We start from the raw sequence: 21,875 nt of genomic DNA on the forward strand, positions 1-21,875 counted from the left end.
GCCTTTCGAGGTAGATCGGTCGCTGTCGTACATTGCAGAACCTGATTCCCACAAGACGAAACAAGGTGCGCGAATGAATCGACTGGGCAAGTGCTTGAAGGTGTTCGAGAGTGCGATAGCGTCAGGTCTTACAGCAGGTTTATTCATGATGGCGGGGCAGGCAAGCGCGGCGGATCAGGGAACGCCGGCCAAGCCCGACGTCGCCCGGGGGCAAGCCATTGCGGCGCAGGTCTGCGCGGCCTGTCACGCGGCCGACGGCAACAGCTCCGGCGGCGCGTATCCCAAGCTCGCCGGCCAGCACGCCGACTATCTCGTCAAGCAACTCAAGGACTTCAAACCGCAGCCCGGCGGCAAGCCGGCGGCGCGCGCAAACCCCATCATGGCCGGCTTCGCTGCCGCGCTGTCAGACCAGGATATGATCAACGTCGCAGCCTGGTTCGCCTCCCAGACACCCAAGCCCGGCTACGCGCACGACGCGAAGACCGTGCCGTTTGGCCAGTCGATCTGGCGCGGCGGCATCGCCGACAAGGGCGTGCCAGCCTGTGCAGCGTGCCACGGACCCACGGGACAGGGGATTCCGATCCAGTTTCCGCGCCTTTCGGGCCAGTGGTCGGAATATGTCGTTGCACAACTCAATGCTTTCCAGCAGGGCACGCGTAACAATAACGATCCGATGCGAACCATCGCGCACCGGCTCTCGGACGACGAGATCAAGGCGGTCGCCGATTACGCCGCCGGCCTGCATTGAGCGCAGCAGGTTCGCCGCGCGTGTGATCAGCAGTCTCACGGCGCGGCTGGCCGGAAAACAAGAAAAGGGTGAGGGCGTCGTCACGCTGACGGCGCGCCTGCACCCTTTTTTGCTGTAGCGCCTCATCGGCAAGAAAGCAGCAAGAGCGAAAAAGCGGAGTTTGAATGAGCGTCACCACGCAGGGTTTGCAGTTGAATGTTCGCCAGAAGGCCGTGAAAAGCGCCGTCGAGCTGATCAGTTCGATGCGCTTCGCGATTGCGCTGCTCGTCGTGCTCGCCATCGCGAGCATCATCGGCACTGTGCTCACGCAGGACGACCCGTACCCGAACTACGTCAACCAGTTCGGCCCCTTCTGGGCCGACATCTTCCGCTCGCTGAGCCTCTACACGGTCTACAGCGCGTGGTGGTTCATGACGATCCTCGGCTTTCTCGTGGTGTCGGTTTCGCTGTGCGTGATCCGCAACGCGCCGAAGATGATCGCCGACATGAAGAGCTGGAAGGACAAGGTCCGCGAAGGCAGCCTGCGCGCGTTCCATCACAAGGGCGAGTTCGCGGTGGAGGGCGGCACGCGCGAGCAAACGGCCGCCACGCTCGAGAAGCTGGCGGGGCGCATGGGCTACCGGTTCGTCACGCGCGAGAGCGATGGGGCCACGCTCATCGCCGCCAAGCGCGGTGCGCTCACGAAGATCGGCTATATCTTCGCGCACCTCGCGATCGTGATCATCTGCCTCGGCGGCCTGCTCGACAGCAATCTGCCGATCAAATTCCAGATGTGGCTGTTCGACAAGACGCCCATCCGCAGCAACGCGGTCATCAACGACATTGCGCCCGAGCATCGGCTCTCGCAGTCGAACCCGACCTTCCGCGGCTACGCCTGGGTGCCCGAGGGCCAGTTCGTTTCCACGGCCATCCTCAACCAGCCCGACGGCTCGCTGATCCAGGACTTGCCGTTCTCCATCCAGCTCAACAAGTTCATCGTCGACTACTACTCGACCGGCATGCCCAAGCTCTTTGCGAGCGACATCGTCGTGATCGACCACAAGACGGGCCAGCGCGTTCCGGCGCGCATCGAGGTGAACGAGCCGTTCGAGTACGACGGCGTGTCGATCTATCAGTCGAGCTTCCAGGACGGCGGCTCGCAGATGTCGATGACGGCGTGGCCCATGTCGGGCGCGAGCGCGAAGCACTTCCCGTTCGGCGGCACGATCGGCAATTCGGCGCCGCTCGCGGTGCCCGCCGGCCAGACGGTGCCGGGCGTGGATGGGCAGACGATCGAATTCGCGGACTTCCGGGCGATCAACGTCGAGAACATCTCGAACGGCAGCGGCGCGAACGACGCGCGCGGTGTGGCCCACCAGTCGCTCAAGGAAGCGTTCGACGAGCGCCTCGGCTCCGGTGCGAAGAGCTCGAAGCCGCTCGATCTGCATAACGTCGGCCCCTCGGTGCAGTACAAGGTGCGCGACAAGAACGGCCAGGCGCGCGAGTACAACAACTACATGCTGCCCGTGGACGTGGGCGGCGGCGACCGCATGTTCCTCGCGGGCATGCGCGAGAATCCCGACGATCCGTTCCGCTACCTGCGTATTCCCGCCGACACCGGCGGCACGCCGAAGGAGTGGATGATGCTGCGCGCGGCTTTCGAGGACCCCGCCTTGCGCGCGCAGGCCGCGAAGCGTTTCGCCGCGCGCTCGGTCCCCGATTCGAACCGCGAGTTGCAACAGCATCTCGAAGACAGCGCCGAGCGCGTTTTGACCCTTTTCGCGGGCTCGGACGCCCCGCAGGCAGGCGCTGCTGGCGGCTTCCAGGCCGTGGCCGCGTTCATCGACAAGTCGGTGCCGAAGGAGCAGCAGGAAAAGGCCGCGAGCCTCCTGCTGCGCATGCTCGAGGGTGCGACATGGGATCTCTGGCAGCTCGCGCGCGAGCAGGCCGGCGAGCCCGATCTGAAGCCCGATGCCGACGCCGCGCGCTTCGTGCAGGACTCGATCAACGCGATATCCGATAGCTTCCTGTATGGATCTCCTGTCTATCTACAGCTCGATTCATTCAAGCAGGTGCAAGCTTCGGTATTTCAGTTGACGCGCGCGCCGGGCAAGAAAGTCGTGTATCTTGGCAGCCTGTTGCTCGTGCTCGGCATCTTCTCGATGTTCTACGTGCGTGAGCGGCGTCTGTGGTTCTGGCTGAAGGACCGGAAGGGGCAGGACGGTCAGGACCACGGCGTCGACGTCATCATGGCGATGTCGACCGCCCGCCGTACCCTCGACTTCGAGAAGGAGTTCGCCCGTACCCGCGATGCGGTCGGCCGTGCGCTAGGCGCGGCGCCGCAAACGGGCGCCGCGGACGATGCGGGCGACACGAACGGCAGCGGCACGGACCGTGCGCCCTGATTCACGCACGTGATTGCAGCCACTCACGATCAACACCGGTAAGCCCATGGACTTGTCTCAGGTTTCCTCCTCCGCGAAGGCTCGCCGCGCCGAACGTGCGCAGGTGGCCAATGCCGCTGTGGCGCACGGCGCCGCGACTGCCCGCGATCCGCTCGCCGACGTCCTGTTCGACGAACGCCCTTTCCTGCGCCGCCTGACGGCGGTGGACTGGCTGTTCGCGCTGGCGCTCGTGGCGGGCGCGGGCTTCGCGCTCTCGCGCTACCACGCGCATATGAACTACTACGACAAGCTGGTGCTGTGCGGCACGACGCCGGCGCTCGTCGTGCTGGGCTGGCGCTGGAAACCGGCGCGGCTGCTCATGGCCGGTATCGCGGTGCTCGCGCTGTTCGCGATCCAGATCTACCAGGGCGACCTCGCGCGCGCGGATCAGGCGTTCTTCCTCAAGTATTTCCTCTCCAGCCAGTCGGCCATTCTGTGGATGAGCGCGCTGTTCGTACTCGCCACGCTGTTCTACTGGATCGGCCTGCTCTCGCGCTCGCCCTCGGGCGGCTCGATCGGCTCGAAGCTCACATGGGCGGCGGTGCTCATGGGCTTCGTCGGCCTGATGGTGCGCTGGTACGAGTCCTATCTCATCGGCGCGGACGTCGGGCACATTCCCATCTCGAACCTCTACGAAGTGTTCGTGCTGTTCAGCCTCATCACCGCGCTCTTCTATCTGTATTACGAAAGGCACTACAACACGCGCGCGCTCGGCGCGTTCGTGCTGCTCGTGATCAGCGCGGCCGTGGGCTTCCTGATGTGGTACTCGATCTCGCGCGACGCGCAGCAGATCCAGCCGCTCGTGCCCGCGCTGCAGAGCTGGTGGATGAAGATCCACGTGCCGGCGAACTTCATCGGCTACGGCAGCTTCGCGCTTTCGGCCATGGTGGGCGTGGCGTACATCATGAAGGAGCGCGGCGTGCTGGCGGACCGTCTGCCCGCGCTCGAGGTGCTCGACGACGTCATGTACAAGTCGATCGCCGTGGGTTTCGCGTTCTTCACCATCGCGACCATTCTCGGCGCGCTGTGGGCGGCGCAGGCCTGGGGCGGCTACTGGAGCTGGGACCCGAAGGAAACCTGGGCGCTGATCGTGTGGCTCAACTACGCCGCCTGGCTGCATATGCGCCTCATGAAGGGCCTGCGAGGCGGCGTGGCGGCCTGGTGGGCACTTACCGGGCTGCTCGTCACGACCTTCGCATTCCTCGGCGTGAACATGTTCCTTTCGGGCCTGCACAGCTACGGCAAGCTGTAACCGAATCGGCCTGCAAGACGAACTAACCGTCGGATGCCTCGCGCTCCGACGGTTTTTTTTCGTCCGCCGGGAAGTTTTCTGCGAATTGCGCGTTTGCCCGCTTGAGGTCATCCCGTCGATCCACGTCGTGCACAGCACGGCAGGACGGGTCGAGATACGATCAATGTGCTGGCGGCGCACGCCACGCAAGAAGCAGGAGCAGCGATATGTGGATCAAGCGGAGCAGCAGGATCTTGCTCAACGGTGACGACATCCCCGCGAGCGAAATCACGCCGCAAAAGGTGTACGAACAGCGTCGGCGCATTCTGCGGGCCGCGGGCGCGCTTGCGCTCGGCAGCATTGCGGGGCCGTTCGGTGCAAGAGAGGCGTTTGCGGAATACGCCCCCGGCGACCCGAAGGCGCAGAAGCTCGCCGCGCAGACGAACACGAAGTTCGTCGCGCTCGACAAGGTCACGCCCTACAAGGACATCACGACCTATAACAACTTCTACGAGTTCGGCACCGACAAGGGCGATCCGGCTCAAAACGCGCACACGCTGCGGCCGCGTCCCTGGAAGCTGAGCGTCGAGGGCGAGGTGAAGAATCCGAAGGTCTATGACATCGACGAGATTCTCAAGCTCGCGCCGCTCGAAGAGCGCGTGTACCGGCATCGTTGCGTGGAGGGCTGGTCGATTGTCGTGCCGTGGATCGGTGTTTCGCTTTCCGAACTGATCCGCCGCGCGCAGCCCACGGGCAACGCGCGCTACGTGCAGTTCATCACGCTCGCCGACCCCTCGCAAATGCCGGGTCTCGCCGAGCCGATTCTCGACTGGCCGTATTCCGAAGGCCTGCGCATGGACGAAGCGATGAATCCGCTCACGCTGCTCACGGTCGGCCTTTACGGCCAGGCGCTGCCGAACCAGAACGGCGCGCCCGTGCGTGTGATGGTGCCGTGGAAGTACGGCTTCAAGAGCGCGAAGTCGCTGGTGAAGATCCGCTTCGTCGAGAACCAGCCGCCCACGAGCTGGAACAAGTACGCGCCGAACGAATACGGCTTTTATTCGAACGTGAATCCGAACGTCGATCACCCGCGCTGGAGCCAGGCCACGGAGCGGCGCATCGGCGAAGACGGCTTCTTCCAGCCCAAGCGCAAGACGCTCATGTACAACGGCTACGGCGACCTCGTCGCGTCGATGTATCAGGGCATGGATCTGCGCAAGAACTTCTGAGCAACGAGCTTGATGGAGCGAGAGATGGAATCGACGACGACACCACAGGCCGCCGCGCGCGTGGGGGCGGGCCAGGCGCGCCCTGCGCGAAAGGCGGGTGTGGCGAGCGTGACGGGCCCGCGCTGGCTGCCGTGGGCGAAGGTGGCGGTGTTCGTCACGGCGTTGTATCCGCTTGCGCGCCTCGTGCTGTTCGGCTTCACGGACGGGCTCGGTGCGAATCCAATCGAGTTCATCACGCGTTCCACGGGCCGGTGGACGCTGGTATTCCTCTGCATCACGCTCGCGGTCACGCCGCTGCGACGAATCACGGGCTGGAATACGCTGGTCCGCTTTCGACGCATGCTGGGCCTCTTCGCGTTTTTCTACGCGACGCTGCACTTCACGACCTACATCTGGTTCGACAAGTGGTTCGATGTCGCCGCGATGCTCAAGGACGTGGGCAAGCGGCCGTTCATCACGGTGGGTTTTGCCGCGTTCGTGCTGCTCATTCCGCTCGCCGTGACGTCCACGCGCGCGATGGCGCGCCGGCTCGGACGCCGCTGGCAGACGCTGCATCGGCTCATCTACGCGATCGGCGTGCTGGCGATCCTGCACTTCTGGTGGATGAAGGCGGGCAAGCACGACCTCGTGCTGCCCAAGCTCTACGGCGCGATCATGCTGGCGCTGCTCGGCTGGCGCGCGGCCGTGTGGCTGCTTGCGCGCTGGCGTGCCGCGCGCGCGGATGCGGGCGCCGCGTAGGTGCAGAGCACGCAGGCAGGCAAATAAAAAGCGACGCCGAGGCGTCGCTTTTTTCATGGGCGGTCGGACGAAAGACTCAGTCCGGCAGCACGCGCTCACTGGCGAACAACTCCGCCACGTTTTCGCGCTCGCGCGCGAGATGCACGCGCTTGCCGTCGACCATCACTTCGGCGGCGCGCGCACGCGTGTTGTAGTTCGAGCTCATCACGAAGCCGTAGGCGCCCGCGGAGCGGATCGCGAGCACGTCGCCCGGTTCGATCGCGAGCGAGCGTGCGCGGCCCAACCAGTCGCCGCTTTCGCACACCGGGCCGACCACGTCGTAGGTTTGCGGTGCCGACTGGCGCGCAACGACCGGCTCCATCGCGTGATACGCGTCGTACATGGCGGGACGGGCGAGGTCGTTCATCGCGGCGTCGACGATCGCGAAGTTCTTCTCCGAGCCTGGCTTCAGGAACTCGACCGTGGTGAGCAGGATGCCCGCATTGCCCACGAGCGAGCGGCCCGGCTCGAAGTACACCTCGCGCGCCTTGCCCGTTTTTGCGCCATACGCCTCGATGCGGTCGAGCACCGTGCGCACGAACTCGCCGATGTCGGGCGGCGTTTCGTCGTCGTAGGTGATGCCGAGGCCGCCGCCCACGTCGATGTGGCGGATGCTCACGCCGTCGGCTTCGATCTGGTCGACGAGTTCGAGCAGCTTGTCGATGGCGTCGAGATACGGCGCGATTTCGGTGATCTGCGAGCCGATGTGGCAGTCGATGCCGACCACGTCCAGGTGCGCCATGGCCGCGGCCGCGCGATAGGTCGCGCGCGCTTCGTCGAATGCCACGCCGAACTTGTTCGCCTTCAGGCCGGTGGAAATGTACGGATGCGTTTTCGGATCGACGTCCGGATTCACGCGCAGCGAAACCGGCGCCTTCTTGCCGAGCTTGCCCGCCACCTCGTTGAGGCGGTCGAGTTCGGGAATCGATTCGACGTTGAAGCACTTCACGCCCGCTTCGAGCGCCTCGCGCATTTCGCCGGCGGTCTTGCCGACGCCCGAGAACACCACGTCCTGCGCTTTGCCGCCTGCCGCGAGCACGCGGGCGAGCTCGCCCGCCGAAACGATGTCGAAGCCCGCGCCTTCGCGCGCGAACACGTTGAGCACGGCGAGGTTGCTGTTCGCCTTGACCGCGACGTGCACCTTGGCGCGGCGGCCGGCGCAGGCGTCGGCGTAGGCGTGCCATGCGGCGGTGAGCGCCGCGCGCGAATACACATAGAGCGGCGTGCCGTACTGTGCGGCGAGATCTGCGGCCGAGACGCCTTCTACGAAGAGCGTGCCGTTATCGCGGTGAAAAGCGGACTGGGTCATGCGAGCGTTTTTACTGGGTTGGCGTGGCGTCGGAAGCCGCCTGCGGGCTGCCGGTGGTCGCGGGTGGGGTGCCGAGTTCGGTGTCCGGGGACAACGACAGCGGCGTGCCGGAGGTGTCCGGAATCGTGCCGATGGGCGCCGATGCAGACTCGGGAGCGCTCGCGGGCGTCGCGCCGGTTTCCGGCTGCGTGGTTTCGAAATTGGGCTTGGGCGGAAGCGGCGGCACGGTGGGCATGTAGAGCGCGCCGCGCTGGCCACAGCCTGCGAGCGCGACGGCGCCGATCGCAAAAGCCGCTAGAATCGCGCGGGGCGTCCATGCGCTGGGGGCCGCTGCGCGCGTCCGGGAAATGACACGCATAATTGTCCCTGAATGAATAACCGGTGGAGTTTAGCATGCCAGACAATGACTACCTGAGCCGCGCGGAGGCCGTGCTGGCGGCCGTAGAGCGGGCCGTGGACGAGGCCGAAGCGGACATCGAACTCGAGCGCAGCGGCAACGTTCTGACGCTCGAATTCGAGAATCGCACGAAGATCATCGTGAACCTGCAGCCGCCGATGCGCGAAATCTGGATCGCGGCGAAGGCGGGCGGTTTCCACTATCGCTTCATCGACGACAAATGGCGCGACACGCGCACGGGCACCGAATTCTTCTCGGCGCTCACGGCCTATGCAACGGAGCAGGCGGGCGAGCCGGTACGGTTCGAGCCATAAGCGCGCAAGCGTGAGCTCATAAAAGAAACGGGCGCGAGTCGCAAGACTGTGAACTGAACCCCAGGAGTTGGACATAGATCCGACCCTTGGGGTTTTTTCATGGCCATTGCTGCGGTGTGCCTCAGTGCCCGCGGAACAGATTCATGATGTCTTCCTTCTCCTTCTCCTTCGCATTCACGTGCTCGGGCGTCGGATCTGCACCGGCATCGTCGGCGCCCGATGCGCCGCCAGCCGACGCCTCGAGCGCCGCCTGACTGATGCCCACTGTCGAGACGAAGCCGTGGCCCGGCGTGGCGTCGGCGTAGTAGAGCTCGTCGCCGAGCGTAACGATGCCGTCCGGCATCGCCATCTTGTACTCGGGCACGCCGCTGAGCGCCTTCTGCATGTAGTCGATCCAGACCGGCAGCGCGAGACCGCCGCCCGTTTCCTTGTCGCCGAGGCTGCGCGGGTTGTCGTAGCCGATCCAGGCGATCGCGGCCAGCGTGTGCTGATAGCCCGCGAACCACGCGTCGCGCGAGTCGTTGGTCGTGCCGGTCTTGCCGCCCAGGTCGGTGCGCTTGAGGACGTTCGACTTCGCGCCCGTGCCGCGCTGCGCGACGCTCTGCAAGAGGCTGTTCATGATGAACGCGTTGCGCGGGTCGATGGCGCGCGGCGCGTTCTGCTCGGCCACGAGTGGCTGCGCCTGGGCGACCACCATGCCGCGCTGGTCGGTGACTTCGGCGATCAGATACGGATTCACGCGATACCCGCCGTTGGCGAACACCGAGTAGCCGGCGGCCATCTGCAGGGGCGTGACGAGACCCGCGCCGAGCGCCATCGGCAGGTAGGCGGGATGCCGGCCGGCGTCGAAGCCGAAGTGCGTGATGTACTGCTGCGCGTACTTCGTGCCGATGTGGTTGAGGATACGGATCGACACGAGGTTCTTCGACTTCATGAGCGCCGTACGCATGCTCATGGGGCCGTCGAAGCCGCCGCCGTAGTTCTTCGGCTCCCACGGCTGGCCGCCCGTTTCGGCGGCGCTGAAGAAGAGCGGCGCGTCGTTGATGACCGTCGCCGGTCCGAGCCCCTTGTCGAGCGACGCCGAGTAGATGAACGGCTTGAAGCTCGAACCCGGCTGACGCCACGCCTGGGTGACGTGGTTGAACTTGTTCTTGTTGAAGTCGAAGCCGCCCACGAGCGCGCGGATCGCGCCGTCCTGCGGCACGATCGAGATGAATGCGCCTTCGATTTGCGGCAGCTGCGTGATCGACCAGTCGCCTGCGTTGTTGCGCGCGAGGCGGATGATCGCGCCCGGCCGGATCTTCTGCGACGGCTGCGCGCGCGTGGAGAGCGCGAACTGCGCGAAGCGCAGCCCGTCGCCAGTGACGCTCGTAGTGTTGCCGTCCATGAACGTGACCCGCACTTCCTTCGGGCTCGCCGCCGTGACGACCGCCGCCACGAGTTCGCCGTTGTCGGGGTGCTCGACGAGCGCGTCGTCGATGGCCTGCTCTCGCTCGTCGCTGTCCGTGGGCAGGTCGATGAACGCCTCGGGGCCGCGATAGCCGTGGCGCCGCTCGTAGTCCATCAGTCCCCTGCGCAGCGCGCGATAGGCGACATCCTGATCGGCGGAGTCGATGGTGGTGACGACGTTCAGTCCGCGCGTGTACGCCTCCTCGTGGTACTGCGCGTACATCATCTGGCGCACCATTTCCGCGACGTACTCGGCGTGGACGCTGAATTCCTTGCCCGCACCCTTGACGACGAGCGGCTGCGCGGCGGCCTCGTCGTACTGCTGCTGGGTGATGTAATGCAGCTCGAGCATGCGCTGGAGAATGTACTCCTGGCGCACCTTCGCCCGCTTCGGATTGACGACCGGGTTGTAGGCCGACGGCGCCTTGGGCAGGCCGGCCAGCATCGCGCACTCGGCGAGTGTGAGATCTTTCAGATCCTTTCCGAAGTACACGCGCGCGGCGCTCGCGAAGCCATATGCGCGCTGGCCCAGATAGATCTGATTCATGTACACCTCGAGAATCTGATCCTTCGAGAGCTTCGACTCGATCTTATAGGCGAGCAGCATCTCGTAAATCTTGCGCGTGTAGGTCTTTTCGCTCGAAAGGAAGAAGTTGCGCGCCACCTGCATGGTGATCGTGCTGGCGCCCTGTGTGGCATGGCCATTGGTGAGCGCGACGAAGCCCGCGCGCGCGATGCCGGCGAGGTCGACGCCGCCGTGATCGTAGAAGCGCGCGTCTTCGATGGCGAGAATGGCCTTCTTGAGGTTGTCCGGCACGTCCTTGAAATGGACGATGTCGCGCCGCTCCTCGCCGAATTCGCCGATCAGCACATGGTCGCGCGTGTAGATGCGCAGCGGCACCTTCGGGCGATAGTCGGTGAGCGCCTCGAGCGACGGCAGGTTCGGTGTCGCCACGACGAGCGCGTAGCCGAGTACGAGCGCCACACACACCACGCCGGCGAAAATGAGGCCGAAAAAGGCGATCAGCAGCGTGGCCCACCACGGGCGCTTGCGCCGCCGGGGCGGCTCGGGCGGCGTGGAAGGCGGTACGGACGAAGGAAGCTGATCTTGCATACGAACACCAGAAAAACAGTCCCGCGATTATAGCCGCCGCTCGCCCGCGGGCTTTCGAGATGCTTACATGGACGGCGCGGGCGAGCACGCGATCCGCTGTTTCTGTCGATGCGTCTGCTGACGCCTCTGCTGATATTCGCACTGTAGACGCGCCCCTGGCGCGTGGATAGCGCTGGCGGCGACCGTTGGCCGTTCGGCCGAGTATTCGTGCGCCACCGCGATTCGCACAATTTCTCCATCGACGCGCTGCGAACGGTTTGCGGCGCGCGGACGTACGGGAGGGATGCGATGGGTTTCGGGAATCCGCTGTTGTTGGGCGCTCGCCGGTTTGCCGCGGGTGTGGATTTAAGTGCGCGCGGGGTCACGCTGGTGGTGTTGAGCCAGCGCATTGTCGGGGCGGGGCCGGTCCGCCTCGAATGGCTGGCGAGCGCGCCGCTCGCGCGCGAGGCGCTCGCCGGCGCGGAGATCGTCGACCGGGCGGCCATCGTCGCGGCGCTTCGCTGCGTGTTTGGCGAGTTGCCGCGCGCCAGCGCGGCGGCGTCGCTGCGTTGCGCCATGGCGCTGCCCACGAGCGCGACGCTCGTCGCGACCGTGCCGCTTGCGCGTCTGGCGCCGGCGGGCGCGACGGACGAATCGGGTATTCACGCAGCGCTGGAGCCGCTCGTGCTGGCGGAGGCCGAGCGCACGGCGGGCGTGGAGCGCGGCGAGCTGGCGGTCGACTGGAGCGTGCTGCCGGCTACCCCGCGCAGCCGCGAAGCACAGGTGACCATCGCGGCGACGCCGCGGCAGCATCTCGAATCGCGCATCGAATGCGCGGCTATGGCGGGCATCACGCTGTGCGCCGTGGACGGCGAGGCGCACGCCGCGTTGCGCGCCATGCGGCACGCGGCGGTGTACGAGTTGCCGCCGCACGAACCCTGGGTGGCGATCTGGGTCGGCCCGGAAGGCGTGCACGGCTGGTTGCTCGTCGACGACTCGGTCATCCGGCACATGCGCTTTCCCGCGCTCGAACATGCCGATCTCGTGGAGGCGCTGCACGACCTCGTCGACGGCGAGCAGGCCGGCTGCGTGCAGGTCTCGGGCGAGCTTGCCATGCTTCGCGGCGCAAACTTCACGATGGCCGACATCGGCGACGCGCTGGGTGCGCCAGTGCTGCCGTTCGAATGCGCACCGCTGGCCGACGTCGAGTGGCCGCTCGCGGCGACGCTGTTGCACGATCCGGCGTGCGCGGTGGCCTTCGGGCTCGCGCTGCGCGGGGTGGCGGAATGACGCTCGCGCGCGCTGTGCGCGGCTTTCCGGGCCGGGCCGTCGGCGGTTTCAACTTGCTGCCGTGGCGGCGCCGCGCCATCCGCAGGAGGCTCCGCTGGCGCCTGCTCGAATGGGGCGCCGCGGCGCTTGGCGGATGCGCGTGTGCGCTGGGTGTCGTGCTTTGGCAGCGCATCGAATGCAGCACGCTCGAGGCTCGGCGCGAGGCGCTGGAGCGGCCACTGGCGCAGTGGCGCGCACCGCTCGCCGAGGCGCAGCGCCTCACGCGGGAGATCGAAGCGCGCCGCATCGGCGATCGACTCGCCCGACAGCACGCGCAGGCGACGGCGCGCTTTTTCGCCCTCGCGGACGCGTTGGCGAGTGAGCCTGCTCCAGGCGTCGGCTTGCAGCAGCTTGCGCAGTCCGCCGATGAAACCGATTTGCAGGCGAGCGCGGCCGACGAATCGGCGGCTGCGGCCTGGCTCGGACGCCTGCGCTCGCTGCCCGACGTCGAGGCCTTGAGCGTGCGCGAACTCAAGCGCGGCGTGCCGGCTGGCGCTGCACGTGAGCGTGTGCCCGATGGCGAACCGATTCGCGTGGCAGCTCATCTCGTCTGGCAAGGCGCGAGCACTGTGCCGCAGGGCGGCGCACCGCGAGTGCGCGAGGCGTCCCGAGCGTCGAGCGGCGCCGCCGCGAAGGAGGCGACATGAGCACGATGCCTGCGCACGCTGGACAGGAGCGGGGGCTTGTTTCGCCGCAGTCAGGCAGGGGCAGCGCATTGCGCGGATGGCCGCCGCTTCACGTGTGGAGCACGCGCCGCCGCCGGGCTGTCGCGTCGATGATTGCCGTGCTGGCTCTCGCCGACGCGAGCGTCGCCTGCATCGTCGGGGATCCACTCGGTGTGAATGCAGCTCGCGCCGAGCTGCAAACCGCTCAAAAGCGCTACGGCGATGCCCAGCAAGTCCTGGCGCGCCTGCCAGCGCTGCGAGACGCTGCGGCGCGAACGGCTTCGCGTGCGCCGCGTGCTGGCAATTCCGCCGACGATATTCGCCGCATCTCGCAGCTCGCCGCGCAGTCGGGCCTCGTGCTGCATGCGCTGGAGCCTGGCGTTGCGAGCGGCGCACAAGCCGAGGCGTTCCGGTCGATCAAGCTGGTCGCGCAAGGCAGCTTCGCACAACTGCGTGGACTGCTCGAAGGGTTGGCGCGCGAGCCGGCGCTCACGGTGCCATCCGAGCTTGCAGTCCGGCGCATGGGAACCGGTTTGTCGGTCTCGGCAACGTTGCGTGTGTACGATGCGCTTCCCGCCGTGCCGCTGGCGGTGGCTCCGGGAGCGGCGGCTCGCGATCCCTTCACGCATGCGGCTGCGGCCGGTACGGCGGAAGACGGGTGGCGCCTTGCCGGCATCCTCCAGGATCGGCAGCGCATCGTCGCGCTGGTGGAAACGCCTGATGGCGTCGTGACCGCGCAGGCGGGAGAGGCGATCGGCGACGCTCGCGTGCTGGAAATCAGGCCGGCGGGGGTTGTCGTCGCGGCGGGTGGGACGACGCGCGCGCTCGGCTGGGCGGAGCCGGTGAAATGAGCGCGCTGAAGCGGACCGTTGCCGTCCTCGCCCCGTTGATGGTGAGTGTTGCCGCGGGCGCTGCATGGGCCGCGGTGCCTCAGCCTCGGCCTGGGTGGGCACATTCGCCGGCGGCGCTCGCGCACTACGAAGTGCCGCCGTTGCCCGATGGTGCGGCGGAGCCCGCAGCGAAACAGTGGACCGCCAATCCGTTCGTAGGAGGCAGCGATGCCCCGATGCCCGAAGACGTTTCGCAGGCACTCGCAGGCGGCGCTCACGTATCCCAACCCGCAGGCGAACCTTCGCGCGAACCCGGCGACGCGTCGGCAGCCGGGCCGCTCGAAGGGCCGCCCGTACCGCTGCGCGCGCCGATGCGGCTTGGCGACGCGGCGGCAGACAACGACGGTTTGCCGCCAAACCGGCCGATCACGCTCAACTTCCAGCGCGCTGAAATCATCGCCGTTCTGCAAGCGTTCGCCCAGTTCACGAAGCTCAATATCGTCGCAAGCGAACGAGCGCGCGGCCAGGTGACGTTGCGCCTCGACCGCGTGCCGTGGCGTACCGCGTTCGACCTGCTGCTCGAGGCGAACGGCCTGGCGATGTCGCGCATCGGCGATGTGATCTGGGTCGCGCCCGCCGCGGAGCTGGCGGCGCGCGAGCGGCAGCGTTACGAGGCGCACGCCCGGGCCGCGGAGCTGGAGCCGCTCGCCAGCCGCTCGTTCGAGCTGCATTACGCGCGCGCCGAGGAATTGCGGCGTTTCCTGACAGGCACGGGCTCACAGCGCGCACTCTCGAAGCGCGGCACGGCGGTGGCGGACGCGCGCACGAACCTCCTTTTCGTCACCGACCTGCCGGCGCGACTCGACCAGATCAGCGAGCTCGTGTGGCGGCTCGACGCGCCCGCGCGTCAGGTGCTGATCGAGGCGCGCATCGTCGAAGGAGACGAGGGGCTGTCGCGCGAGCTGGGCGTGCGTCTTGGCGTAACGCCGGTGAGTGTGGACGGCTCGACGGCCCGCGGCTTGACCGCCCGAGCCGACGGCACGGTGTACGACCTCGCGGCGGGCCCGATTTCCGGCTTCGAGCCTGCAGGCCTTGGGCTCACGCTGCTGGCCGCGCGCGCCACGCGCCTGCTCGACGTCCAGTTGAGCGCGCTCGAGGCCGAAGGGCGCGGGCGCGTGGTGTCGAGTCCGCGCGTCGTCACCGCCGACCGCACGAAGGCCGTCGTCGAGCAGGGCACCGAGCTGCCTTATCAGGCCAAGGTCGGGCAGGGCGTTTCGGGCGTGCAGTTCCGGCGCGCAAGCCTGAAACTCGAAGTCGAGCCGCAGATCACACCCGATGGCCGCGTGATACTCGACCTCGATGTGGCGAAGGACAGTGTCGGCGAGCAAACGGCCGCCGGGCCCGCGATCAACACCAAACACGTGCAGACGCGCGTGGAAATCGAGGACGGCGGGACGGTCTCAATTGGCGGCATCGACGCGACGGATGACCGCGATGATGTGACGCGCGTGCCACTCCTGGGCAAAATACCGGTTCTGGGCGCGCTTTTTTCGCATCGCGCGCACCGGGATCAACGCAGCGAGCTGGTGGTATTCATCACGCCGCGCGTCGTGGAGCCGAATTGACCCTGATTGATCGGGCGACCCGGCCGCAAGCGCGAAGCCGCATGCTTGCGGGGCCGGAACACCGAGGCCGCAGGCTCGACAATGCCGCCGCTTTGCCAGTAAGCTGCGGCACCAACCTTTCGTAGGAAACGCTGCAAGTGCGGGACGCAAACGCCAATGTATTTTTCGTAGGGCTCATGGGCGCCGGCAAGACGACCGTGGGCCGGGCGGTCGCGCGCCGGTTGGAGCGTCCGTTCTTCGACTCCGATCACGAGATCGAGGCGCGCACGGGCGCGCGCATCCCGGTGATCTTCGAACTCGAAGGCGAAGCGGGCTTTCGCGACCGCGAGGCCCAGATGATCGAAGAGCTCACGGGGCGTGAAGGCATCGTCCTCGCGACCGGCGGCGGCGCGGTGCTGCGGCCCGAGAATCGCGCGGCGCTCAAGGCGCGCGGCTTCGTCGTGTATCTGCGCGCGCATCCGCACGACCTGTGGCTGCGCACGCGGCGCGACAAGAATCGTCCGCTCCTGCAAACCGAAGACCCCAAGGCGCGGCTCGAAGCGCTCTACGAAGTGCGCGACCCGCTGTATCGCGAAGTCGCGGACTTCGTGATCGAAACCGGCCGGCCTTCTGTCAACGGACTCGTCAACATGGTGCTGATGCAGCTCGACATGGCCGGCGTCGTGCGGGCCACTGCGCGCGAGTAGGGCGCAGGTGGCGCAGTGAGTCGCGCAGTGAGTCGTGAAGCAGGCAGTGCATCGGAAACCCAAAAGATTCAGAGCATGATTACCGTCAACGTCGAACTGGGCGACCGCGCCTACCCCATCCATATCGGCTCCGGCCTGATCGGTCAGACGGCGCTCTTTGCGCCTCATATCGCCGGCAAGTCGGTCACGATCGTGACGAACACCGTCGTCGATCCGCTCTACGGCGAGACGCTGCGCACCGCGCTCGCGCCGCTCGGCAAGGACGTCAATACGGTGGTGCTGCCCGATGGCGAGGCGCACAAGAACTGGGAAACGCTCAACGAGATCTTCGACGCGCTGCTCACCTCGCGCGCCGACCGCAAGACCACGCTCATCGCGCTGGGCGGTGGCGTGACGGGCGACATGACGGGTTTCGCGGCCGCCTGCTACATGCGCGGCGTGCCGTTCATCCAGGTGCCGACCACGCTGCTTTCGCAGGTCGATTCGTCGGTGGGCGGCAAGACGGGCATCAATCATCCGCTCGGCAAGAACATGATCGGCGCGTTCTACCAGCCGCAGGCCGTGATCGCCGACATCGGCGCGCTCGCCACGCTGCCGGAGCGCGAGCTGGCGGCGGGCATCGCCGAGGTCATCAAGACCGGCGCAATCGCCGATGCCGAATTCTTCGACTGGATCGAAGCCAACGTCGAATCGCTCAACCGTTGCGAGCCCGAAGCGCTCGCGCACGCCGTCAAGCGCTCGTGCGAGATCAAGGCATCGGTCGTGGCCGCCGACGAGCGCGAGGGCGGCCTGCGCGCCATCCTCAACTTCGGCCATACGTTCGGCCACGCGATCGAGGCCGGGCTCGGCTACGGCGAGTGGCTGCACGGCGAGGCGGTGGGCTGCGGCATGGTGATGGCGGCGGACCTTTCGGTGCGCATGGGCATGCTCGACGAAGCCTCGCGCACGCGCCTCGTGCGCGTGGTCGAGGCCGCGAAGCTGCCGGTGCGTGCGCCCGCGCTCGGCGCGGACCGCTATGTCGAGCTGATGCAGGTCGACAAGAAGGCCGAGGGCGGGGCGATCAAGTTCATCCTGCTCAAGCGCTTCGGCGAGACGCACATCGGCCGCGCGCCCGACGAAGCCGTGCAGGCCACGCTCGCCGCCGCGACGCAGAGCTGAGGCGGCGCCGGCGACAACCCCTTGCGGAGGAACGGTGAGCGACACCCGCAGCGACAACCGTAGTGATCCCCGTAGTGTTCAGGAAGGTAACGACGCGCATGGCGGCGACGCCAGCGCCGCGCTGATCGCGTCATTCGAGGCGGGCCTCGCGCCTTACGCGGCGCACGCCTCGCGCACGCGCGGGCGGCGCTATCCCGAGCCGCCGCCCGCCGCGCGCAGCGAGTTCCAGCGCGATCGCGACCGCATCGTCCATTCCACGGCGTTTCGCCGCCTCGAGTACAAGACCCAGGTGTTCGTGAATCACGAGGGCGATCTCTTTCGCACGCGGCTCACGCACAGCCTGGAAGTCGCGCAGATCGCCCGCTCGGTCGCCCGTAACCTGCGCGTGAACGAGGATCTGGTCGAGGCGATCTCGCTCGCCCACGACCTCGGCCATACGCCGTTCGGCCATGCGGGCCAGGACGCGCTCAACGAGTGCATGCGCGAGCACGGTGGCTTCGAGCACAATCTCCAGAGTCTCGCGGTCGTGGACGAGCTCGAAGAGCACTACGGCGCGTTCGATGGCCTGAACCTGTGCTTCGAGACGCGCGAAGGCATTCTCAAGCACTGCTCGCGTGAGCATGCGAGGCATCTGGGCGATCTGGGTGAGCGTTTTCTGCTCGGCCGGCAACCGTCCATCGAAGCGCAGATCGCCAACATCGCCGACGAAATCGCCTATAACAACCACGACGTCGACGACGGCTTGCGCTCGGGCCTGCTCACCATCGAGCAACTCGCCGAGGTCGAGCTCTGGCAAACGCACTACGACGCCGCGCGCGCCGAATATCCGCAGATCGAGGGCCGTCGGCTGATTCACGAGACGGTGCGGCGCATCATCAACACGCTGATCGTCGATCTGATCGGGCAGACACGACGCAATCTCGCCGAGTGCGCGCCGCAGTCGCTCGACGACGTGCGCGCGGCGCCTGCGCTCGTCGCGCACAGCGAGCACGTGGCCGCGCAGGCGGCGGCGCTCAAGCGCTTCCTGTACCGCAACCTGTACCGCCACTATCGCGTGATGCGCATGGCCAACAAAGCGCGGCGCGTGGTGAAGGGGCTGTTCGAGGCGTTCAGCGAAGACTCGCGCCTGCTGCCGCCGCCGTACCAGACGCAGGACGCCGCCGTGCAGCCGCGGCTGATCGCGCATTACATCGCGGGCATGACCGACCGCTATGCCCTGAAGGAGTACCGCCGCCTCTTCGTCGTCGCCGATGACGTTTGAGGGCACGGCTCGCCCCCTCTCACCGCCCCTGCCGATTCCGGGAGCCGATTTGATCAAGTCCTGGCCGTATCCGCGCGTTGCCGCGCACCGAGGGGGCGGCACGCTCGCGCCCGAGAACACCCTGGCGGGTCTGCACACCGGCGCGAGCCTCGGCCATAAGATGGTCGAGTTCGACGCCAGGCTGTCCGTCGACAACGTCGCGTTCCTGCTCCATGACGACTCGGTGAATCGCACGTCGAGCGGGCACGGCGCGGCCGCGTCCATGCGCTATGCGGAACTTGCCGCGTTGGACGCGGGAAGCTGGCGGGACGCGCGTTTTGCGGGCGAGCCAATGCCGACGCTCGCTCAAGTCGCAGCGTGTTGTCGCGAACTGGGGCTTGCGGCGAATGTCGAGATCAAGCCCTGCGCGGGTCGCGACGTGGAGACAGGGCGCATTGTCGGCGCCGAAACGGCGCGCCTATGGGAGAGCGAAGCGCGGGCAGGCACGCCGCCTTTGCTGTCGTCGTTCTCTTATGCGGCGCTCGAGGCGGCGCGCGAGAGCGCGCCGGAACTGCCGCGCGGGCTGCTATTCGAGCGGGTGCCCGCCGACTGGCGCGAGCAGACGGCGGCGCTCGAGTGTGTGTCGCTGCATGCGAGCCATCGCCATCTGGACGAGGCGCTCGTCGAGCGCATCAAGTCGACGGGGCTTTTCATCCTCGCCTATACGGTGAACGAACTCGACCGCGCTCGCCAACTCGTGAGCTGGGGCGTCGATACGGTCTGCACCGACCGTATCGACCTGATCGGGCCGCACGCGCTCGACGCCTGAGGCCCCGGGCCGGGCGGCCGGTGCCCGGCTCCTCCTTCAGCGGCGCGAGAGCAGCGCGCCCAGTACCAGCGCGACGCCGCCGGCAATCGCTACGGCCTGCCAGGGATTGCGGTGTACGTAGTCGTCGGCGCCGGCGATGGCCGCGTCAGTGTGGTCGCGCGCGGCTGCACGCGCGACTTCGAGCCGCTCGCGGGCGGCGTCCAGACGCTTGCGGATGTCGGCGCGCAGCGCAGCTGCATCGGCCTGGGTTCCTTCGCCCAGCGTGTTTTCCAGCTCGGCGAGCAGATCACGCAACTCGTCGGTGATATCGGCGGCGGCGCTGCGGCCGCGGCGTGCAATGCGCCGCGCGTGTCGGCTCGTGCGCGTCCAGGAATCTCCGAGGGCTTCTCGCGTGTTCGGAAAGGCGCTCATGTATGGCTCCGTCGTTGAAAAGTCACAGGTAAAAGGCTCGCCGCGGCGCGCACGAAAAAGGGCGCGGGAGGGCGAGGACCGGAGTGCAAGTATTGCGCAATTCCAGTGCCCGAGCCTTGAACGCGCGCAGCGAGCCGGGCGCAAACGCCCGCCAGGCGGGGCTTCCTTCTCTGGTGACAAAACAGGTGATTACGGGGACAGCACGCTTTTTCGCAGAGGCATAGAATCAGGATAAGCCCATGCGAAGGCGGGGAGAATCGATGGAGACGCGCAGACGGGAAGGGCACGGCCGGGCGGGAAACGCCGCCCTCCGCCAGACGCCGCAAGGGCGAGGCGAAGGGCCGGCGCGAGGTACTGCGTGGCGCTGCAGCGCGTTAGAAGTTGTAGCCGACCTTCAGGTACGTCACGAGCGGGTTCAGGTGAATCTTCGATTCCGCAACGCGCTGCGTCCCGAACTGGTTGTTCAGCGTCGTGTTGTACGTAGCCGTCACGTTGATCGGAATGTACGAGAGCGAGAAACCGGCGAACCAGTGCTTCGTGAAGTTGTAGTTGAAGCCCAGGTTAAACACGGGGGCCCAGGAACGATCCGTCGAAACACTGGTCGGACCCCCAAGCACACCGTTTTCGAAGGAGCCGTTGGTTATCTTCGCGTCGGTGAACCAGGCGTAGGTCACGCCGATGCCGAGGTAAGGACGGAATTTGGCTTCCGGGCTGTTGAAGTAGTACTTGAACAGCAGCGCGGGGCTCCACAGTTTCGCCGAGCCGACTTTGCCGAAGCTGCTGAAGCTGCCGCCGCCGGAAATATCGAACTTCGGCGGAATGCCGAGTTCGGCTTCAGTCGCGAAGTGGTCGGTGATGTAGTAGCCGAGGGAGAAGCCCACGGTGTCGGCCGAGCCGACGCTGGCGCCGGTGTTCGGAATGGCCATGTTGACGGGCGTGCCGCCGACACTGTCGATCTTGAGCGGATCGCTGGTGTCCTGCGGCATGAAGCGGAACCAGCCGGTGGTGACGTAGAACGTGTTTGCGGATTGTGCGTGTGCCGCCGTGAAACTGGCGAGCGCGGCGACCCCTGCCAGCGCCTGTTTTAATTTCATATTAATTGCTCCTCCATGAAAGGCCCGCTCATTATGAACACAACGTTTGCAACAAACCAGACGCGACCGTTAGAGCTTTTTTACTAAGCGCCGCGAGCTTTCCGCCGAAGCCGCATGCCAGCGAGAACTAGCGCTGGTGGGGCCTGGCGGGTCTGCGGGTATTCACCAACGGAACCAGGAAAATCGAGCATGGCACGGCTTGCACGTCTTTATGTTCCCGATCAGCCACAGCATGTGATCCTGCGCGGACTCGATCAGCAGCCCGCGTTCGTCGATGACCAGGACTACGAACTGTTCATCGACTGCCTGAAGGCCGCGGCGCGCGATCATCATCTGGCGGTGCATGCGTGGGTTTTGATGCCCGGCGCGGTGCAACTGCTCGTCACGCCTTCCGACGAATCCAGCCTGCCCAAGGCAATGCAGGCGGTCGGCCGGCGCTACGTGGCGCATTTCAACCGGCGCTATGCGCGTCGCGGCACGCTCTGGGAGGGGCGCTACCGCGCGACGGTCATCGAGGGCGAGCGCTTCTTCCTGCTGGCGAGCCGCGTCGTCGAGCTCGCACCGGTGCGCAGCCACCTCGTGACGGCGCCCGAAGACTATCGATGGTCGAGCTACCGGCATCACATCGGCCTCACCGTCGACAGCCTCATCACCGACCATCCGCTGTACTGGGCGCTCGGCAATACGCCTTTCGAGCGTCAGCGCGCGTATCGCGAACTCTGCGAGCAGGTGCTCGACGAACGCGAAACGACACAGCTCATGCAGGCCACGCTCAAGGGCTGGGTGCTCGGCAGCGACACGTACCGCGATTGGGCGTCGCGCACGGCGAACCGGCGCGTCTCGCCGCTGCCGCGTGGGCGCCCGCGCAAGGTGCGCGAGGCGCCAGGCACGCCTGCGGCGACGCCGGGCGCCGTTGGCGCCGCGGCCACCGCGAGCCCGGCTTCGACGCCTGCGGCCGGATCGGGCGGGGCCGGTGGTCAGCCGGCGAGCCATGGCGCGACACAATCTGGCCCCCATTCTACCTCGCACGCCGGCGCC

18 protein-coding genes and 2 pseudogenes are annotated in these 21,875 nt (G+C 66.7%); 15 read left to right on the forward strand and 5 right to left on the reverse strand.

Annotation, left to right across the window (positions count from 1 at the left end):
• Window positions 1-73: 73 nt before the first annotated feature.
• The 5 genes from AB4Y36_RS36830 (at window position 74) to msrQ (ending at window position 6,369) form a co-directional block, all read left to right on the forward strand.
• Window positions 74-748, forward strand: coding sequence for a cytochrome c (locus AB4Y36_RS36830; protein ID WP_069268222.1), 675 nt, complete (start codon window positions 74-76; stop codon window positions 746-748).
• 164 nt (window positions 749-912) lie between these two features.
• The gene (locus tag AB4Y36_RS36835) at window positions 913-3,132 is read left to right on the forward strand and encodes a cytochrome c biogenesis protein ResB (protein WP_368685575.1); all 2,220 of its coding nucleotides are present in this window, start codon (window positions 913-915) and stop codon (window positions 3,130-3,132) included.
• A 46-nt stretch (window positions 3,133-3,178) separates the two neighbouring features.
• Window positions 3,179-4,423, forward strand: coding sequence for a c-type cytochrome biogenesis protein CcsB (gene ccsB, locus AB4Y36_RS36840; RefSeq protein WP_342949808.1), 1,245 nt, complete (start codon window positions 3,179-3,181; stop codon window positions 4,421-4,423).
• Window positions 4,424-4,629: 206 nt separating this feature from the next.
• Entirely contained in the window at window positions 4,630-5,631 is a 1,002-nt protein-coding gene (msrP, locus tag AB4Y36_RS36845) for a protein-methionine-sulfoxide reductase catalytic subunit MsrP (RefSeq protein ID WP_368685576.1), read from the forward strand.
• Between the two features lie 12 nt (window positions 5,632-5,643).
• A complete protein-coding gene (gene msrQ, locus AB4Y36_RS36850; RefSeq protein ID WP_368685577.1) occupies window positions 5,644-6,369 on the forward strand; it encodes a protein-methionine-sulfoxide reductase heme-binding subunit MsrQ in 726 nt (241 codons plus the stop codon).
• A gap of 76 nt (window positions 6,370-6,445) precedes the next feature.
• Here msrQ and lysA read toward each other — a convergent pair whose 3' ends face one another.
• Both lysA and AB4Y36_RS36860 read right to left on the reverse strand, forming a co-directional pair.
• Complete coding sequence (gene lysA / locus AB4Y36_RS36855) at window positions 6,446-7,717, reverse strand: diaminopimelate decarboxylase (protein ID WP_069268226.1); 1,272 nt, start codon at window positions 7,715-7,717, stop codon at window positions 6,446-6,448.
• Between the two features lie 10 nt (window positions 7,718-7,727).
• Window positions 7,728-8,075, reverse strand: coding sequence for a lipoprotein (locus AB4Y36_RS36860; RefSeq protein ID WP_069268227.1), 348 nt, complete (start codon window positions 8,073-8,075; stop codon window positions 7,728-7,730).
• A gap of 35 nt (window positions 8,076-8,110) precedes the next feature.
• Here AB4Y36_RS36860 and cyaY point away from each other — a divergent pair, with 35 nt between their 5' ends.
• A complete protein-coding gene (gene cyaY, locus AB4Y36_RS36865; protein ID WP_342949811.1) occupies window positions 8,111-8,428 on the forward strand; it encodes an iron donor protein CyaY in 318 nt (105 codons plus the stop codon).
• Between the two features lie 121 nt (window positions 8,429-8,549).
• Here cyaY and AB4Y36_RS36870 read toward each other — a convergent pair whose 3' ends face one another.
• Complete coding sequence (locus tag AB4Y36_RS36870; protein ID WP_368685578.1) at window positions 8,550-10,991, reverse strand: penicillin-binding protein 1A; 2,442 nt, start codon at window positions 10,989-10,991, stop codon at window positions 8,550-8,552.
• 288 nt (window positions 10,992-11,279) lie between these two features.
• Between AB4Y36_RS36870 and pilM the strand changes: the two genes are divergently transcribed.
• The 8 genes and pseudogenes from pilM (at window position 11,280) to ugpQ (ending at window position 19,332) form a co-directional block, all read left to right on the forward strand.
• On the forward strand, window positions 11,280-12,260 hold the full coding sequence (pilM, locus tag AB4Y36_RS36875; protein ID WP_069268230.1) for a type IV pilus biogenesis protein PilM: 981 nt from the start codon (window positions 11,280-11,282) through the stop codon (window positions 12,258-12,260).
• Window positions 12,257-12,946 (forward strand): fimbrial assembly protein, encoded by a 690-nt coding sequence (locus AB4Y36_RS36880; protein WP_342949814.1) that lies wholly within the window; start codon window positions 12,257-12,259, stop codon window positions 12,944-12,946. Before pilM ends, AB4Y36_RS36880 begins: the two co-directional genes overlap by 4 nt.
• Entirely contained in the window at window positions 12,943-13,815 is an 873-nt protein-coding gene (locus tag AB4Y36_RS36885; RefSeq protein WP_368685579.1) for a hypothetical protein, read from the forward strand. The genes AB4Y36_RS36880 and AB4Y36_RS36885 overlap by 4 nt, the downstream gene beginning before the upstream one ends.
• On the forward strand, window positions 13,812-15,419 hold the full coding sequence (locus AB4Y36_RS36890) for a type IV pilus secretin PilQ (protein ID WP_368685580.1): 1,608 nt from the start codon (window positions 13,812-13,814) through the stop codon (window positions 15,417-15,419). Before AB4Y36_RS36885 ends, AB4Y36_RS36890 begins: the two co-directional genes overlap by 4 nt.
• A gap of 131 nt (window positions 15,420-15,550) precedes the next feature.
• On the forward strand, window positions 15,551-16,105 hold the full coding sequence (gene aroK, locus AB4Y36_RS36895) for a shikimate kinase AroK (protein WP_069268233.1): 555 nt from the start codon (window positions 15,551-15,553) through the stop codon (window positions 16,103-16,105).
• A gap of 75 nt (window positions 16,106-16,180) precedes the next feature.
• On the forward strand, window positions 16,181-17,263 hold the full coding sequence (gene aroB, locus AB4Y36_RS36900; protein ID WP_368685581.1) for a 3-dehydroquinate synthase: 1,083 nt from the start codon (window positions 16,181-16,183) through the stop codon (window positions 17,261-17,263).
• A gap of 127 nt (window positions 17,264-17,390) precedes the next feature.
• Window positions 17,391-18,524, forward strand: a pseudogene (locus AB4Y36_RS36905) (deoxyguanosinetriphosphate triphosphohydrolase); the annotation flags it as partial.
• Window positions 18,525-18,573: 49 nt separating this feature from the next.
• Window positions 18,574-19,332, forward strand: a complete 759-nt coding sequence (gene ugpQ, locus AB4Y36_RS36910; protein WP_368685582.1) for a glycerophosphodiester phosphodiesterase — start codon at window positions 18,574-18,576, stop codon at window positions 19,330-19,332.
• A gap of 36 nt (window positions 19,333-19,368) precedes the next feature.
• Here the strand turns inward: ugpQ and AB4Y36_RS36915 are convergent, their stop codons facing one another.
• Both AB4Y36_RS36915 and AB4Y36_RS36920 read right to left on the reverse strand, forming a co-directional pair.
• The gene (locus AB4Y36_RS36915; RefSeq protein WP_069268237.1) at window positions 19,369-19,743 is read right to left on the reverse strand and encodes a YqjD family protein; all 375 of its coding nucleotides are present in this window, start codon (window positions 19,741-19,743) and stop codon (window positions 19,369-19,371) included.
• A gap of 374 nt (window positions 19,744-20,117) precedes the next feature.
• Window positions 20,118-20,837: an OmpW family protein gene (locus AB4Y36_RS36920; RefSeq protein ID WP_133186264.1), complete on the reverse strand. Its 720-nt coding sequence runs from the start codon at window positions 20,835-20,837 to the stop codon at window positions 20,118-20,120.
• A gap of 189 nt (window positions 20,838-21,026) precedes the next feature.
• Between AB4Y36_RS36920 and AB4Y36_RS36925 the strand changes: the two are divergent.
• Window positions 21,027-21,716, forward strand: a pseudogene (locus AB4Y36_RS36925) (transposase); the annotation flags it as partial.
• Window positions 21,717-21,875: the final 159 nt, after the last annotated feature.

This window comes from Paraburkholderia sp. BR10936 (assembly GCF_040965735.1).
GTDB lineage: Bacteria > Pseudomonadota > Gammaproteobacteria > Burkholderiales > Burkholderiaceae > Paraburkholderia > Paraburkholderia nodosa_A.

Bases quoted from the DNA above. Each gene is read 5' to 3' on its own strand.
- AB4Y36_RS36830 (WP_069268222.1), top strand. From the start codon at position 74: ATGAATCGACTGGGCAAGTGCTTGAAGGTGTTCGAGAGTGCGATAGCG.
- AB4Y36_RS36870 (WP_368685578.1), bottom strand. From the start codon at position 10,991: ATGCAAGATCAGCTTCCTTCGTCCGTACCGCCTTCCACGCCGCCCGAG.
- AB4Y36_RS36885 (WP_368685579.1), top strand. From the start codon at position 12,943: ATGAGCACGATGCCTGCGCACGCTGGACAGGAGCGGGGGCTTGTTTCG.
- lysA (WP_069268226.1), bottom strand. From the start codon at position 7,717: ATGACCCAGTCCGCTTTTCACCGCGATAACGGCACGCTCTTCGTAGAA.
- ccsB (WP_342949808.1), top strand. From the start codon at position 3,179: ATGGACTTGTCTCAGGTTTCCTCCTCCGCGAAGGCTCGCCGCGCCGAA.
- AB4Y36_RS36835 (WP_368685575.1), top strand. From the start codon at position 913: ATGAGCGTCACCACGCAGGGTTTGCAGTTGAATGTTCGCCAGAAGGCC.
- cyaY (WP_342949811.1), top strand. From the start codon at position 8,111: ATGCCAGACAATGACTACCTGAGCCGCGCGGAGGCCGTGCTGGCGGCC.
- aroB (WP_368685581.1), top strand. From the start codon at position 16,181: ATGATTACCGTCAACGTCGAACTGGGCGACCGCGCCTACCCCATCCAT.
- AB4Y36_RS36915 (WP_069268237.1), bottom strand. From the start codon at position 19,743: ATGAGCGCCTTTCCGAACACGCGAGAAGCCCTCGGAGATTCCTGGACG.
- AB4Y36_RS36860 (WP_069268227.1), bottom strand. From the start codon at position 8,075: ATGCGTGTCATTTCCCGGACGCGCGCAGCGGCCCCCAGCGCATGGACG.
- msrP (WP_368685576.1), top strand. From the start codon at position 4,630: ATGTGGATCAAGCGGAGCAGCAGGATCTTGCTCAACGGTGACGACATC.
- AB4Y36_RS36880 (WP_342949814.1), top strand. From the start codon at position 12,257: ATGACGCTCGCGCGCGCTGTGCGCGGCTTTCCGGGCCGGGCCGTCGGC.
- AB4Y36_RS36920 (WP_133186264.1), bottom strand. From the start codon at position 20,837: ATGAAATTAAAACAGGCGCTGGCAGGGGTCGCCGCGCTCGCCAGTTTC.
- pilM (WP_069268230.1), top strand. From the start codon at position 11,280: ATGGGTTTCGGGAATCCGCTGTTGTTGGGCGCTCGCCGGTTTGCCGCG.
- AB4Y36_RS36890 (WP_368685580.1), top strand. From the start codon at position 13,812: ATGAGCGCGCTGAAGCGGACCGTTGCCGTCCTCGCCCCGTTGATGGTG.
- msrQ (WP_368685577.1), top strand. From the start codon at position 5,644: ATGGAGCGAGAGATGGAATCGACGACGACACCACAGGCCGCCGCGCGC.